The sequence below is a fragment of the Zhongshania sp. genome, assembly GCF_041623545.1.
Taxonomy (GTDB): domain Bacteria; phylum Pseudomonadota; class Gammaproteobacteria; order Pseudomonadales; family Spongiibacteraceae; genus Spongiibacter.
Genome location: NZ_JBFJWS010000012.1, coordinates 1 through 14,877 on the forward strand (window position 1 = coordinate 1; position 14,877 = coordinate 14,877).

The window sequence follows — 14,877 nt, forward strand, 5'->3', positions numbered from 1 at the left end:
CGGGCGGCTAAGCTTAAAAGTTGATGAGTGTTATCTGCATTGTGCCAAGGCGTTCCGCCGCGCGAATTTTTGGTTGCCCTGCTCGCCTGACCAATCTAACGACGACCTATCGAAATATGTACAGCAATCGACATTTTTAGCATTGGCGACCATCAATAGTAACGGAGAAGCGGATATCAGCCCTAAGGGCGATCCGGAAAACTTCCTAATCCAAGAGCACGAAGGCTTTATTTTATTAGCGGATCGACCCGGTAATCGGCGAATTGATAGTTTTCGCAATATTATTGAACAGCCAGAAGTGGCCATTATAGCCATGGTGCCCGGCGCTAAGAGCATACTCACGTTACAAGGCACTGCAGAGCTTTGGGTTGACCAAGATCTCCTGCAACGATTCAGCGTCCAAGGTAAGGAGCCAATGATCGTTACAAAAATCAAACCTAGTACAATGCAAATAAAGTCGAGCATGGCGCTTGCTAAGTCTCCATTGTGGCCGCCAAAGCAAACGCCTAAGGATTTGATTCCTTCCGAAATATTTAAGTCCCATATAAAACTAAGTAAAGAGAGTTCCATACAAGCAAAAATTGCTCGGGCAGCGGTGTCATTGCCCGGCGCAATGGCGAAAGGTTTGGACGCGGACTATAAAAACAACATGTATTGAGGTGCTAGTGTCGCGCAGTCCCAATGCCGCCTATTAACTTGGCCTTGGGCCGATAAAACAAGCTACGCACTAAATTTACCAAATTAATCTTGGCTACAAAGCGCTGCAATCTCCTGCATTTGCTCGCCACTCAATTGCCACTCCCCAGCCTCTGCGTTGGCGTTGAGTTGTTCTATGCTCCGTGCCCCAGCGATAACGCTGCATACCAAGGGCTCGCTTAACAGCCACGATACCGCCATTTCTAAGAGGCTGTGGTCGTGTTGTTGGGCATACTCGGTTAAGCGCTCAGTAAGGGCTAGATTGTTTGAGGTGAGGTAGCGATCTCCGGTATTCCACAAATTGGTCGCGAGGCGGGTGTCAGTGGGTGCCTTGCCAGCATCACTATATTTGCCAGTGAGTAGGCCGTTGGCCAGTGGCGAATAGGGCATTAAGCCCATGCCGTAATGTTGCAGAGCAGGGAATAAATTAGTCTCCGCCTTGCGCTGTACTAGAGAGTACTCATCTTGGCATACGATAAAGTCATGAAGCAGTTCTGATTTAGCAATCCATTGGGCATCGGCTATTTGCCATGCGGGTAAGTTGCAGCAGCCAATATAGCGGGTCTTGCCTGAACGAATGATGTCGTCGAGGGCGCGCAGAGTTTCTTGCATAGGTGTGTTTTTATCTGGCCAGTGCAGCATAAATACGTCGAGGTAATCGGTGCCTAGGCGCCGCAGGCTGTCTTCTAAGCCGCGAATAATGCCCGAACGCGAGGAGTCGCGCTGGCCGGGTGTGGTGGTCATGCCAAACTTGCTGACAATCGTCACGTCTTGGCGGTGTTTGCCAAGGGATGCGCCCAAGATATTTTCTGAGGCGCCGAATTCAGTGCCGTAGACTGGCGCGGTGTCAAACAGCGTGACGCCAAGATCCAGAGCGCGGTGGATAATTTTTTTTGATTCTTGGGCTTCTATGGTGAGACCAAAATTATTACAACCTAAGCCAATGCTCGATACTCGTAGTCCGGATTTGCCAATATGTCTAATGTGCATGCGCGTCCTCGCTGGAGTGATTTTATTTTAGGATCGAATCGGGTGTGGCAGCTCGGGAGAGCTGCCTAGTGCTGTGGCTTAGTCTACGCAAGCTTGTAAGCGACCTTTAATGATATCGACGGCATCTTTAACAATGCGCTGTATCAATACTTCGCAGGTTGGGATGTCGTTAATAATGCCCTGCACCTGTCCTGCCCAGACCAAGCCGGCATCAACATCGCCAGTTTCCAGTGCAACGCGGCCATCGGCACCTTTAACTAAGTGGGCAACGTCTTGGAACAGCGCATCAGGGTTGCGAAGAATATCGACCACTTTGTCGGACACGCTGTTTTTGCTAACGCGGCCAGTATTGCGCAATGAGCGGAAAATCAGATTGGTGTCGCGCTCGGTATTTTTAACCAGCAGCTGTTTGATATTGTCGTGGATGGGCGCTTCGACGGTGGCGCAGAAACGGGTGCCCATATTGATACCTTCGGCGCCCAGCGCCAGCGCCGCAGCAAGGCCGCGGCCATCGCCGAACCCGCCAGAGGCGATCATTGGGATTTTTACTTTGTCGGCGGCAGCGGGAATTAAAACCAAGCCTGGAATATCGTCTTCACCGGGGTGGCCGGCGCATTCAAAACCATCGATAGAAATAGCGTCAACCCCTAGGCGCTCCGCCGACAGTGCGTGACGCACTGCCGTGCATTTGTGAACCACAATAATGCCGTGTTCCTTGAAATGGTCGATGTGCTCTTTGGGGTTGTGGCCAGCAGTTTCAACAATTTTTACGCCGCAATCGATAATCGCCTGACGATATTCAGCGTATGGCGGTGGATTGACCGAGGGCAGAATAGTGAGGTTTACGCCAAAGGGCTTGTCGGTCATTGCGCGGCAGCGCACGATTTCGGCGCGCAGGGCATCCGGCGTTGGCTGGGTAAGGGCGGTGATAATCCCCAAGCCGCCAGCATTGGATACCGCAGCCGCTAGCTCGGCGCGGCCAACCCACATCATGCCACCTTGAACGATGGGGTATTCAATGCCTAGTAATTCGCTAAAACGTGTTTTCAGTTTCATCGCTTTCTCATTCTCCAGTATGCATCGGCTTTTTGCGCCAGTTTACAGTTGTGTGACCTTTAGCTTGACTGCCTCGGTAAATAAGTCCGGGTTGGCAATTTTGGCGAGCAGGGCTGTTTTGCGTTTTTCATATTGTACAACACTGTTGTCTTTAACGGGACCGTAGCCCGCAATTTCAAATGCCGCGCCAGCCAATTCCGTGGCGGTGGCGAGGTTTTCCTGCTTAAGCTGAGGCAGTAGCGACTCGATAAGTTCGCGGTATTCAATAATCAAGCGGCGCTCCATGCGGCGTTCCGGAAAATAGCCAATGGGATCGAAGGGTGTGCCGCGTAGCCCTTTGAGTTTGCAGAGTAGTTTAAAACCGAACAACATCCACGGGCCGAAGTTGCGCTTTTTCGGGCGGCCAGAGGGGTCTTTACCAGGCAGCATCGGAGGTGCCAGATTAAAGCTTATTTTAAAGTTACCGCTGAATTGTTCGCGGAGCCGGGCCATAAACTTGGGGTCGGTATATAGGCGGGCAACCTCGTACTCGTCTTTGTAGGTCATTAAGCGCGCAAGGCTTAAGGCGACCTGCCGGACAAATTCGTCACCGCCGTCGAGTTTTAAGGCGGCGACCCGCAGCTGGATACCGATAATGAATTCCCGATAGCCTTCGGCGTATTTGGCGTTTTGGTAATCGGTGAGGAGCCGCGTGCGGCTGGCAAGTACATCGGCAACGGTGTCTAGGGGCACCACTTCTGGCTGCTCGTCTAACTCTTCGGCCAGCGCCTTGGGGGCATGGGCGGCTAAACGACCCAGTGCGAAGGTGCGCAAATTGCCTTTGACGAAGGTGCCGTTGAGCTTAATGGCTTCTTCGATGGACGCCACCGACAGCGGCAGCAAGCCTTTTTGCACGGCGTAGCCCAGCATCAACATATTGGTGCCAATGCTGTCACCGGTGAGATCTGTGGCAAGCTTGCTGGCGTGGAGATCAAATACCGGGCCATCGCCAATGGCGTCGACAATGGCGCTGCGCAGACGCGCTTCGCCAAGGTCGAGGTGTTTATTGCTTTGAAAATCGCCGGTGGGCGCTACGTCGGTATTCAGGATTGCGGCGGTATGACCGGGGCGAACGGTTTTTAATACCGCTGGGGCGGAGCCAACAATCATGTCGCAAGCCATGAGCATATCGGTCATGCCTTCGCTCAGACGCGAGCTGTAAATGCCTTTTGGATCAGGCCCGATGCGGATATGGCTGGTAACGGCGCCGCCTTTTTGGGCCATTCCGGTTAGGTCGAGGATGGTGCAGCCCTTGTTGTCGAGGTGGGCGGCCATGCCGAGCAGGGCGCCAATGGTCAGTACGCCGGTGCCGCCAATGCCGCCGACCAAAATGTTATAGCCGCGCTCGTCCATGGGCGCTAGCGCAGGCGCCGGTAGCTCGGCGATGAGTTGGTCTAGGCGCTCGGGTTTGCCACTTGAGCGCACGGCTATTTTGGCGCCGGTGACGGTGACAAATGACGGACAAAAGCCATTTACGCAGCTGAAGTCTTTGTTGCAGGTAGACTGGTCGATTTTGCGCTTGCGGCCAAATTCGGTTTCCAGCGGCAGCACACTGATACAGTTCGATTGCACCGAACAGTCGCCACAGCCTTCGCACACGGCGGGGTTGATAAAAGTGCGTTTGTCTGGGTCCACCATTAAGCCGCGTTTGCGACGACGGCGTTTTTCAGTGGCGCAGGTCTGTTCGTAAACAATGCCAGACACGCCTTTCATCTCGCGTAAGCCGCGCTGTAAATTGTCCAGCTCGTCGCGGTGATAGAGGCTGGCGTTGTCGGGGAGCTTGAGGTCTTTGTACTGATCCGGCTCATCAGACACCAAGTAGACTGGCCGAACCCCTTCGGCGAGCAGTTGGTTGACCATGTCGATTGGTGTGATCTGTTGTTCTACCGGTTGGCCGCCGGTCATGGCGACGGCGTCGTTGTATAAGACTTTGTAGGTGATGTTGGACTTGGCGGCAACTGCCGCGCGAATCGCCAAAATACCGGAGTGGGAGTAAGTGCCGTCGCCCATGTTTTGGAATACATGGGGGGTGTCGACAAATTGGCTAACCGAATTCCATGGTGAGCCTTCGTGGCCCATGGGCATAAACTGCATGGTATTGCGATCCATGACCACCGCAACTAAGCCGTGGCAGCCGATGCCGCCGAGGGCCAGTGAACCATCCGGAATCTTGGTGCTGGTGTTGTGGGGGCAGCCAGAGCAGAAGAAGGCGGGGCGGGCAACGTCGCTGCCTACCGTCATGGCTTTGGCTTCGAGTTCGCAATAGGCGGCCGAGCAGCTGTCGATGGCAGGGCTGCGTACATTGAGCTGATCCAGCAAAACTTTAAGGGCTTTGCGAATATGGCCAACGGTGAGTTCGCCCACCTGCGGCAATAGGTTTTCACCATTTAAATCGAGTTTACCGGCCAGCGCTGGGCGCTTGTCTGCGCTTAGGCCGTAAAGGTGACGGGCGATTTGGTCTTCCATCACCGCGCGTTTTTCTTCTACCACAAAGACCGCTTTGCTGCCTTGGGCAAAGGCATTGAGGCCAGTCTTGTCCATTGGCCAAACGAGGCCGGGCTTATAGAGGCGAATGCCCAATTGCTGGCAGGCGTTTTCGTCTAGACCAAGATCGGCAAGCGCTTGGCGAACATCGAGGTAGGCTTTGCCGGCGGTGACAATAGAGAGTGTGCGTTGCTCGCCGTCGATGATGACTTTGTCGATGCCATTGGCGCGGGCGAAGGCGGTGGCGGCGGGTAGGCGGTGATTCACCAAGGAGGCTTCTTCGACTAGTGGCGGCAGGTTCTGGTGCAGGTTTAAGCCTTCCGGCGGAATCACAATATCGCTAGGCGTGATGTATCCGCGGTGCGGGTCCGGCAGCTCGACACAGGCGGTGAGGTCTAAGGTGTCGGTAATGCACTTGAGGCCCACATAGCAGCCGCTATAGCGCGACATCGCCCAACCAAACAGACCGTATTCAATAATTTCGCCGATGGTCGCGGGGTAGAGAATGGGCACCATCGCCGCCATCAGGGTTTGCTCAGACTGGTGGGCGCTGTCGGAGGATTTACCGCCGTGGTCGTCGCCCGCCACAATGAGGAAACCGCCTTTAGCCGCGCTACCTTCAAAATTGCCCAGCTTCATCGACTCGCAGGCGCGGTCTACGCCAATGCCTTTGCCGTACCACAGGCCAAATATGCCCTCAAAGTCGCTGTTGCCAAACCACGCAAGCTGCTGGGTGCCGCGTATGGCGCTAACAGCGAGTTCTTCGTTTAGCCCGGGTTTGAACACAATATTGTGTTCGTCGAGTATGTTTTGAGCGGCCCACAGAGCGGAGTCGTATACGCCGAGTGGCGAGCCGCGATAGCCGGAAATATAACCCGCGGTTTTGAGTCCCTGGGCGCGGTCGCGGCGGGCCTGATCCAGTGGTAAACGCACCAGCGCTTGATTAGACGTGATAAAAACGCGACCTTCGGTCTGGGTGTATTTATCGTCGAGTGTTATTGCAGATTTTGTCATCAAGGTTTCACTGATTTGTTGTGCGGTCGCGTAAAAATACGCTGCGTTCTTTGTCGCAGCCTGCTGTATGTTTTGCTAATGCGAATGCGCGCTTGAGGGCAGCGAGCACTCGCTTTAGGTTGCCTGTTTACTTGGCGACGGGCGGCAGTGCAGACAGCGGAAAGTCACATTCGCTGGCGGTTTGCTGGATTTCAATCAAATTCCCTTCAGGGTCGCGACCGTAAATAGATTTAACATGGCCCATATCGATGGGGCCTGGCTCGGTAAAGGTCATGCCGAGGCCCTTTAGGCGCTCGAATTCATATTCTATTTCGGTGACATCCACGCAGAAATGGGTGTAACCCTTATCGAAGGGGTCGAGGCCCTTGGTGTTGTTTGGCGCGGGGGCGCTGAACTGGAACATTTCCATATAACAAGTGCCAGCGCGGAGCATGGCGCCTTTGGCTGCGGAGTTTTTAACAGCCACGATGCGGTCAACAAACTCATCGTCGGCCCAGCTAAAGGGTTCGCCTACCACTTCAAAGCCGAAGGCTTCTTTGTAAAAACGAATCATGCGGTCCATGTCATGGACGTGTACAGCAACGTGATGTATGCCTCTTATCATTGGGTTATCCTCGGCCGGTGTACTAGTGTTGTTTTGATGAGATCGAACTTGTGTTGGGAAGGAGTTTACTGATTAACACCTTGGCCGATAAGTAGGCTGGCAGGGCTAGGCAAGTCGCTGTGCACCCACGGTCATTTTTACTCTATAGAAGCAGAGGCATAATGGGCGGCAAAGCATCGCCCTGAATGGGGCGGCGACGAGATAAGGATTAATAATGAAAACACTTATACGCCGAGCAAAAATTTGGGACGCCAGTGGCGCAGAGCCCTTTGAGGGCGACCTGCTAGTGGTTGATGAGCGCATTCAAGCTGTATCTCGTACTGTTGGTCAAATTTCCGAAGAAGGCTGTCAAGTCATTGATGCGGCGGGAAAGTTTCTAATGCCGGGGATGACTGAAGGCCACGGCCATTTGTCTTTTGACAATGTCACTACAACTGAGGACTTAATTACACCGCCGCCGGAAGAGCATACCTTGCTTACCGCGCGTGTTGCTAAGCGTCTTTTAGATCAGGGTTTTACCAGTGTGTGGGGCGCCTCCGAGGCCAAATTACGCCTTGGTGTGGCGGTGCGCAATGAAGTCGATGCCGGGAACTTGCCCGGACCACGGATTCGCGCAGGCTCATTGGAAATTACCGTCACCGGCGGCATGGGTGACGAGAGCAAATTACACAACCCCCGCAACGGCCCATCGATTGTGGTGGACGGCCCAGAAGAAATGCGCAAAGCGGTGCGGATGTGCTGCCGCGAAGGTTGCGACAATATCAAGCTAGATGTCTCGGGCGACCCCTTCTACCCAAATACCCCGGCTCATGCGACACCAATGTCTTATGAGGAAGTGCGCATGGCGGTTGAGACAGCGCATAGTTTTGGTCGCAGGGTAAATGCCCATGTGCGTTCAATTGGCGGCATTCAAACCTGCGTGCGGGCTGGCGTGGATGTTTTATTCCACTGCGAATTCACCGATCCAGAAACATTAGACATGCTCGAAGAGGCCAAGGATCGCATTTTCGTCGTGCCAACTGTCAGTCTATTTCATACCTTATTGTTCGAAGCTGAGCAGTATATGCCTGCAGAAGTTGCCAAGGCCATGGGCATTGATGCCTTACTAGAAGCGTCGTCTAAAACCCACACCGAATTGCGCAAGCGCGGTATTCGTCACGCCATTGGCGGTGATTACGGTTTTGCTTGGAGTCATAACGGCACTAACGCGCGGGATATTGGCTTCTTCGTGAAGTACTTTGGTTACAGCACTTCAGAAGCGCTGCGTTGCGCGACCAGTGTTGGTGGCGCAATGATGACCATGGGCAGCGATGAGAAGCTGGGTGAATTGAAAGAAGGTTATTTAGCCGACATGATCTTAGTCGACGGTGACCCGCTGCAAGATCCCGATGTATTGGTAAATGCCGAGAATTTGCATGTAATCATAAAAAATGGCGCTGTGTACAAAAATATCCTAACAGCCTAATTGTGTCGATAAATCAGAAAGTATTGGAGAACACCAATGTCCGTTGAAATGAAATTAGCAAAGGGTGAAGCCCGTTGCCCCAATGCGCCGAGCACCCAGGAAATCATTGCCTCTGACAAGGTCGCGGCGCCGAGCTGGGTGCGATCAGAGTCGTATCAGTTTTTAGGTGATGAAGACATTTCAACCGAACGTTATTACGAAGAAGATTTCGCGCGTAGGGAGTATCAAAACCTGTGGACGCGCACCTGGCAATTTGCCTGTCGAGAAGAGCATGTTCCGGAGGTGGGTGATTACTATGTTTACGATATCGGTCGCAAGTCCTTCATCATAACCCGCGTCGCAGAAAATGAAGTGCGCGCCTATTACAACGCCTGCTTGCATCGCGGCACAAAATTGCGCGCATCAGGTACCGATGGCTGCGCCAGTGAGTTTAAGTGTGTATTCCATGGTTGGACTTGGAATCTCGATGGCAGCTTGCAAAAAGCCCAGTGCGATTGGGATTTTCCCCATGTGAAGGCTGAAGAGTTTTCGCTGCCGCAAGCCAAGGTTCAGGTTTTAGCGGGATTTGTATTTATTAATATGGATCACAATGCGCAGCCACTAGAGTCGTATCTGGGTGACGAATTTATGTCACACCTGAACGCTTGGAAGCTGGAAGATCGCTACGTTCATTGCCATGTTTCCAAAATTATTCCGGCTAACTGGAAGCTTACCATGGAGGCCTTTATGGAGGCTTACCATGTTATTGAAACGCATCCGCAAGTGGCGGTATCTAACGCCGATGCTAACTCCCAATACGACTTTTATGGCGAGCATGTCGATCGCTTTATTTCTCCCCTCGGGGTTATTAGCCCGCATTTGGCGGGTCAGTACACTGAGCAGGAAATTTTCGATCAATTTACCATCGGCGATTCAGGTGGCGTGAATACGTCCCAACAGTTGGGCGAAAATGATACTGCGCGTGCCGCGATGGCTGTCATGTTCCGCAATATGTTTGAGGAGGCTTCAGGCAGTGACTTGAGTCACGTTTCAGATTCTGAATTGCTGGATTGTTTTTCCTACACCGTATTCCCTAATATGTTTGTATTTGCGGGGATCTCGCTGCCGATGGTGTACCGATTCCGCCCCGTCGCTGACGATCATCGCAAAACCTTGTTCGAAGTCTTTTTCCTGCGTCCGCTGCCGAAATCCGGCGAGCGGCCATATCCTGCGGAGCAGCAGCATATGGCGGACGATCAGTCCTTTGTTGATGCGGAAGATATGGACGATGGCTTCGGTGTGATCTTAGACCAAGACACCGAAAACCTAACGCTGCAACAACAGGGCGTCGAGGCGAGTGCGAAAAAAGGCCTAACGCTTGGAAATTATCAAGAAATTCGCATTCGTCACTTTGAGCGCGCCGTTGAAAAGTACGTCGCCGAATAAGTCTTAGGCTTTCGCTCGGGCGACGCTGAAGACCTCAGGTGCCCACCGGAAGTATGTGTATTTCCGGTGGGTTTTTTTATGCCCGCATTTTGGCGGGGCGATTTATGGTACGTTTGTTTTCGAGGCCCAGCGCACGATAATAAACTCAACAAAAAGGTATTGACCATTGTCTGAATTTACACGCTTTTGTCCCGTTGCTGATGTTCCGCCAGAAGGTAAAAAGGCAGCGAAAATTAATGATACCTGGGTGCTGGTCTGCAATAGCAAGGGCCGCCTGTATGCGGTGTCGAATATATGCTCTCATGCGACTAGGCCGCTGCTTATGGGGCGGATGCGCAATTGCGCAATCACCTGCCCAGTACATGGCGCCAAGTTTAATCTGGAAACCGGCGAGGCCTTAAATCTGCCCGCCACCAAGCCGATACCCACGTATGAAATACGGGTGGTGGATGACTGGATCGAGGTCAAGGTATGAGCCTGCTGAGCAAGTTGTTCGGCGGTAAATCTTTAAAACCCAATCGTATTCCCCTGCAATGGGATGATGTCACTGCCGAATGGATGACGGCCGCCATTGCTAGCAAACACCCTGATGCCAAGGTCGGCGAAGTAAAAATTGTCACTCGCGACGACGGCACCAATCGTCGCGCTCGGTTTGCGCTGAGCTACGCCGAGGGTGATGGTCCTAAGTCGGTATTCCTGAAGGCCCACGCTGCTAGTCATCGCATTGTGCATTTGCGAAACGGCAATCTCTTTAACGAGGCGCGTTTGTTTGCCTCTGGAGTGTCGCTCCCTGTTGATCATCCCGTGGTGTACAAGTCTGTTATCGATTACCTGCGGCTCGATTTTCTCCTGGTAATGGAAGACCTGATGGAGCGCGATGCTGATCCCCGGGATGCGCTTCGGCCCTTGACGGTCGAGCAAGTAGCGGATGGCTTGCGGGGACTGGCGAAGCTACACAGCCAGTTTTGGAATTTTTCCAATAAGACTCATCCGACCTTGAAATGGGTGAAAACCTGGAAACCCAGCGCCGGTTGGCAGACTGGGCTTAAAAAATGGGTGCCCCGGGGTTTGGAGCGCGCAAAAGGGCAGATTTCTGTGCCAGTACTGGCGCTCAGCGGTGATGAGGTCGTGCAAATATGGGCCCGCTACGTTGGTACTTTGGCCAAGGGAGCGTCAACTTTGTTGCATGGTGATGCCCATATCGGCAATACTTACGTAATGAACAACAGTGTTGTGGGTTTTTTGGACTGGCAAGTGGCTCGTCGCGGCAATTGGTCGCAGGATGTAGGTTACTTTTTAGTCAGTGCGCTTACTGAAGAAGACCGTCGTGAACATGAGAAATGGCTGATAGAAGAATATTGGCGAGCACTTACTGTTCCCGAGGCTCAGCGACCAACGGCTGAGCAGGTGTGGTTGTGGTATAGGGCGACTCCGGCCTATGGTCTGGCAATTTGGTTGTCGACCTTGGGCACTGACGGTTACCAATCCCAAGAAATTTCGCTGACATTGGCTCAGCGCTTTGCGTCAGCATTTGTTGAGTTAGACACCTTATCGGCACTCGACGAACTCGGTGCTTGATTGGCGCGATTAATAGCAACAAAGGTTATTTGAATAATGTCGACTACAAATCTCGAGGTTTTGCGGGCTGAGGTCAGGGCATGGCTGGCAGCGAATGTCTCTAAAGATTGGCGCACGGCGATGACTGGCAGCAGCCAGGAATCCTTTGTCGCCCTGCAGCGGGATTGGTTTGCCAAAATGGTCGCGGCGGGCTACGCCACACCCCACTGGCCAGAGGGTTGGCCCGGTGGTGGGCGCTCTTTGGCGGAGCAAAAAATCATCTTTGAAGAGGTGGCCCGCGCTGACGCGCCGCGTTTAATTCTTTATTTTGTTGCGCTGTATCATGCGGCCTGTACTTTGTTTGAATGCGGTACGGATGCCCAGCGCGAAAAATATTTGCCCGGTTTACTCAAGGGCGAAATCTGGTGTCAGGGCTTTTCTGAGCCGAATGCCGGCTCTGATCTTGCCTCGCTAAAAACCCGCGCTGAGCGCAAGGGTGACCACTATGTCATCAATGGCCAAAAAACCTGGTCAACCATGGCCCAGTATGCAGATCGCTGTTTATTGCTCGCCCGCACCGATAAATCCGGGCCGCCACAGGCTGGGTTAACTTATCTATTATTGGATATGAAGGCCGAGGGTGTTTCAGTTCGGCCGATATCGCAGATCACTGGTGACGATGAGTTTGCCGAGATTTTCTTCGATGACGTAAAAGTCCCAGTGGAAGATTTGGTTGGCGAAGAAGGCGGTGGCTGGGCGGTGGCGCAGGCAACCTTGGCGTCGGAGCGCGGCCTAACCTTGGTCGAGCTGACTCAGCGCATGCGTTATTCCCTGCCGATGATTGCGCAAACCATAAAAGATAGCGGTCGCAGCGGCGACGCGGCACTGCGTCGGGATTTGGGGCAAGTCGTTGCTAAAGTCGATGCCGCTTGCGCGCTCGCTGACCAATATCTTGAAAAGCGTATTTCGGGCACTGAGCAAGTCGGCGATGCTTCAATTGTTAAACTGTACTTTGCCCGCACCCTGCGGGAATTTACGTCCTTAGGACTGCGTGCTAGCGGTCTACAGGGTCAGTACCACGCTGGCTTTATGCGCGGTGCTACCCAAGAAACGGGCAACTGGACTGTCGATTTTATGAACTCCTACAACTGGTCGATTGCCGGTGGTAGCGACGAGATACAGCGCAATATTATTTCTGAGCGCCTTTTGGGTATGCCGCGAGAGCCGAAGACCTGGAAGCTGGCGGAGGACAAGTCGTGAGTGTTGAATTTTCTGAATTAAAAGAATCGGCCCGCCAAGTTGTCGCCGGCGCTGAGCTGCCACTAGATGAAAAAGCCACTTGGGCACAAATTGTCGAGTTGGGTTGGCTGCTCGTTGGTATTCCTGAAGACATGGGTGGCCTTGGCATGGGCGTACAAGGTACCTGCGTTATTCATACCGAACTAGGTCGCGGCCTATCAGCGGCACCCTATTTGCCAGTAATGTTGGCTATTGGCGCCTTGTGTGAGGCCGAGTTTGGCGACCGAGATACTTGGCTAGAGCGCATTCTTGGTGGGGAGTTAGTGACTGCCTCGCTGGCAGCCTCCCATGTGGAATTGCAGACTAATGCATCAGGCGATGAAGTACTTAACGGTCTGCTTAGTGCGGTGCAATCCGCCGACGATGCAAGCCATGTTTTGGTATGGACCGCCAAGAGTGATGCGCTGGCGCTGGTCGCCTTGGATCAGGCCGGTGTGGAGTTGGTGTCACGGCCGACTTGGGATGTGACACGGCGTTTGTTCGATATTCATCTCAGTGGTGTGGCGCTCGCCAATCAGACTATTCTTGCTAAAGGCAGTGCTGCGCAAAATATTGTTAATAGTTTGCTCAGTCAGCGCGATTTCGCGCTCGGCGCAGACGCGGTTGGTGGTGCGGCTGCGCTGTTGGCAACGACGGTTGAGCACCTGCAAACCCGTCGCCAATTCGGTCGGCCGCTGGCGCTGTTTCAGGCGCTGAAACACCGTTGCGCAGACATTAAGGCTATTAGTGCTGGTGCTGAGGCGATGTTATTTGATGCCTTGGCGCGTATTGCGGACGATAGTGCAAGTGCGGAAGCCGAGCATCGCGGTAAAGCCGCAAAGTATTTGGCGACCTCGACATTTGCGCGCGTCGGCGAGGAAGCGCTGCAATTGCACGGCGGTATTGGTATGGCTGAAGAGCATCCCTGTCATCTGTATTTGAAGCGTGCTTTGCTAAGCGATAATTTAGGTCGCGATGCCGCCAGTTATGACTATGATATAGCGGCAAGTTTACTTGACTAAGACGGCGTCGTTATCGGCTGGTGCGCTGTAAGGCGCTAATCTGCTGGCTTTAAGAGAATTACTGCTAAAAAACATGCGCGGAATGTATATGTCGTCGCATATGGTGTGGAGATGCTAAAAGGGGTGCCCGTTAGCATACCAACCATATAAAGAAGTGCGCGATGTTGCGGTGTTATTAGGCGGTATAAATAAAAAACTGACTGGCTACGCTAGTTGTTTCAACACGCATTAACCAACATCGAGAGAGGGTATTATGTTTTCAGGAATTTTGATTAACAAAGGCGACGACGGCCAGAGCGTTGAAGTAGCGCAAATTGATGAGTCGCAGCTGCCCGAGGGTAACGTCACTATTGACGTTGAATACTCGACCATGAACTTTAAAGACGGTTTGGCGATCACTGGTAGCTCACCGGTTGTGCGTAAATTTCCGATGGTGCCCGGTATTGATCTCGCTGGCGTGGTTTCAGAAAGCAGCCATGCAGATTATAAAGCTGGCGACAAAGTCGTCTTGAATGGCTGGGGTGTTGGTGAAGCACACTGGGGCGGCTTGGCGCAAAAAGCTCGCTTGAATGGCGATTGGTTGGTGGCATTGCCATCGGCATTTACGACTCGTCAGGCCATGGCTATTGGTACTGCCGGTTATACCGCAAGCCTGTGTGTAGAGGCCTTGATCAAGCACGGCGTTAAGCCAGAGCAGGGCGAAGTGTTGGTTACGGCTGCAACTGGCGGCGTGGGTAGCGTGGCGATTGCCTTGCTTGCAAAAGCGGGTTTTAACGTTGTTGCGGCAACCGGTAAAGAGAGCGAAGCCGATTACCTGAAAAAATTGGGCGCTACTTCCGTAATTCCGCGCAGCGACTTAAGTGAGCGCGGCAAGCCATTGCAAAAAGAACGTTGGGCGGGTGTGGTAGATGCCGCTGGTAGCCAAACGCTGGTTAATGCCTGCGCGCAAACGCGCTACGGTGGTGCTGTTGCCGCTTGTGGTCTCGCCCAGGGTGCAGATCTCCCCGGTACAGTAATGCCCTTTATTTTACGTGGTGTTTCGCTGTTGGGTATCGACAGTGTTATGGCGCCTAAAGCGACCCGTATGGTGGCTTGGGAGCGCTTGGCTCGGGATTTAGATGTAGAAGTATTGGAGTTGATCGTTAAAGATATCAGTTTGTCAGATGCTGTTGGTGTTGCAACACAAATGATGGAAGGTACTTTACGCGGTCGCGTAGTAGTAGACGTTAATAAATAACGTCGCATAA

General features: G+C 53.0%; 12 protein-coding genes. 8 read left to right on the forward strand and 4 right to left on the reverse strand.

Features of this window, described 5'->3' with window-relative positions:
- On the forward strand, nucleotides 1-658 hold a 658-nt coding region (locus ABYT30_RS03210), incomplete at its 5' end, for a pyridoxamine 5'-phosphate oxidase family protein (RefSeq protein ID WP_373095213.1).
- An 83-nt stretch (nucleotides 659-741) separates the two neighbouring features.
- Here the strand turns inward: ABYT30_RS03210 and ABYT30_RS03215 are convergent.
- The 4 genes from ABYT30_RS03215 to ABYT30_RS03230 all read right to left on the reverse strand — a co-directional run bounded on the left by ABYT30_RS03215 (nucleotide 742) and on the right by ABYT30_RS03230 (nucleotide 6,883).
- Entirely contained in the window at nucleotides 742-1,686 is a 945-nt protein-coding gene (locus ABYT30_RS03215; protein WP_373077637.1) for an aldo/keto reductase, read from the reverse strand.
- Nucleotides 1,687-1,764: 78 nt separating this feature from the next.
- Nucleotides 1,765-2,742, reverse strand: coding sequence for an NAD(P)H-dependent flavin oxidoreductase (locus ABYT30_RS03220; RefSeq protein WP_373077635.1), 978 nt, complete (start codon nucleotides 2,740-2,742; stop codon nucleotides 1,765-1,767).
- A gap of 42 nt (nucleotides 2,743-2,784) precedes the next feature.
- A complete protein-coding gene (locus tag ABYT30_RS03225; RefSeq protein ID WP_373077633.1) occupies nucleotides 2,785-6,279 on the reverse strand; it encodes an indolepyruvate ferredoxin oxidoreductase family protein in 3,495 nt (1,164 codons plus the stop codon).
- 127 nt (nucleotides 6,280-6,406) lie between these two features.
- Nucleotides 6,407-6,883 carry a VOC family protein gene (locus ABYT30_RS03230; RefSeq protein ID WP_373077631.1) on the reverse strand — a complete coding sequence of 159 codons (477 nt, stop codon included), beginning with the start codon at nucleotides 6,881-6,883 and terminating at the stop codon, nucleotides 6,407-6,409.
- 214 nt (nucleotides 6,884-7,097) lie between these two features.
- Between ABYT30_RS03230 and ABYT30_RS03235 the strand changes: the two genes are divergently transcribed.
- From ABYT30_RS03235 to ABYT30_RS03265, 7 genes are all read left to right on the forward strand, one after another.
- Nucleotides 7,098-8,348 (forward strand): amidohydrolase family protein, encoded by a 1,251-nt coding sequence (locus tag ABYT30_RS03235; RefSeq protein ID WP_373077630.1) that lies wholly within the window; start codon nucleotides 7,098-7,100, stop codon nucleotides 8,346-8,348.
- 36 nt (nucleotides 8,349-8,384) lie between these two features.
- Nucleotides 8,385-9,773, forward strand: a complete 1,389-nt coding sequence (locus tag ABYT30_RS03240) for an SRPBCC family protein (protein WP_373077627.1) — start codon at nucleotides 8,385-8,387, stop codon at nucleotides 9,771-9,773.
- A gap of 166 nt (nucleotides 9,774-9,939) precedes the next feature.
- Nucleotides 9,940-10,248 (forward strand): Rieske (2Fe-2S) protein, encoded by a 309-nt coding sequence (locus ABYT30_RS03245; RefSeq protein ID WP_373077625.1) that lies wholly within the window; start codon nucleotides 9,940-9,942, stop codon nucleotides 10,246-10,248.
- Nucleotides 10,245-11,351, forward strand: a complete 1,107-nt coding sequence (locus tag ABYT30_RS03250; protein ID WP_373077623.1) for a phosphotransferase — start codon at nucleotides 10,245-10,247, stop codon at nucleotides 11,349-11,351. The genes ABYT30_RS03245 and ABYT30_RS03250 overlap by 4 nt, the downstream gene beginning before the upstream one ends.
- 36 nt (nucleotides 11,352-11,387) lie before the next feature.
- Nucleotides 11,388-12,590, forward strand: a complete 1,203-nt coding sequence (locus ABYT30_RS03255; protein WP_373077621.1) for an acyl-CoA dehydrogenase family protein — start codon at nucleotides 11,388-11,390, stop codon at nucleotides 12,588-12,590.
- The gene (locus tag ABYT30_RS03260) at nucleotides 12,587-13,630 is read left to right on the forward strand and encodes an acyl-CoA dehydrogenase family protein (protein WP_373077619.1); all 1,044 of its coding nucleotides are present in this window, start codon (nucleotides 12,587-12,589) and stop codon (nucleotides 13,628-13,630) included. The genes ABYT30_RS03255 and ABYT30_RS03260 overlap by 4 nt, the downstream gene beginning before the upstream one ends.
- Nucleotides 13,631-13,883: 253 nt before the next feature.
- Nucleotides 13,884-14,867 (forward strand): MDR family oxidoreductase, encoded by a 984-nt coding sequence (locus ABYT30_RS03265; RefSeq protein WP_373077616.1) that lies wholly within the window; start codon nucleotides 13,884-13,886, stop codon nucleotides 14,865-14,867.
- Nucleotides 14,868-14,877: the final 10 nt, after the last annotated feature.

What these genes read in the sequence shown, in the direction of transcription:
- ABYT30_RS03215 (WP_373077637.1), bottom strand. Translation starts at nt 1,686, where the DNA reads ATGCACATTAGACATATTGGCAAATCCGGACTACGAGTATCGAGCATT.
- ABYT30_RS03220 (WP_373077635.1), bottom strand. Translation starts at nt 2,742, where the DNA reads ATGAAACTGAAAACACGTTTTAGCGAATTACTAGGCATTGAATACCCC.
- ABYT30_RS03225 (WP_373077633.1), bottom strand. Translation starts at nt 6,279, where the DNA reads ATGACAAAATCTGCAATAACACTCGACGATAAATACACCCAGACCGAA.
- ABYT30_RS03230 (WP_373077631.1), bottom strand. Translation starts at nt 6,883, where the DNA reads ATGATAAGAGGCATACATCACGTTGCTGTACACGTCCATGACATGGAC.
- ABYT30_RS03235 (WP_373077630.1), top strand. Translation starts at nt 7,098, where the DNA reads ATGAAAACACTTATACGCCGAGCAAAAATTTGGGACGCCAGTGGCGCA.
- ABYT30_RS03240 (WP_373077627.1), top strand. Translation starts at nt 8,385, where the DNA reads ATGTCCGTTGAAATGAAATTAGCAAAGGGTGAAGCCCGTTGCCCCAAT.
- ABYT30_RS03250 (WP_373077623.1), top strand. Translation starts at nt 10,245, where the DNA reads ATGAGCCTGCTGAGCAAGTTGTTCGGCGGTAAATCTTTAAAACCCAAT.
- ABYT30_RS03255 (WP_373077621.1), top strand. Translation starts at nt 11,388, where the DNA reads ATGTCGACTACAAATCTCGAGGTTTTGCGGGCTGAGGTCAGGGCATGG.
- ABYT30_RS03265 (WP_373077616.1), top strand. Translation starts at nt 13,884, where the DNA reads ATGTTTTCAGGAATTTTGATTAACAAAGGCGACGACGGCCAGAGCGTT.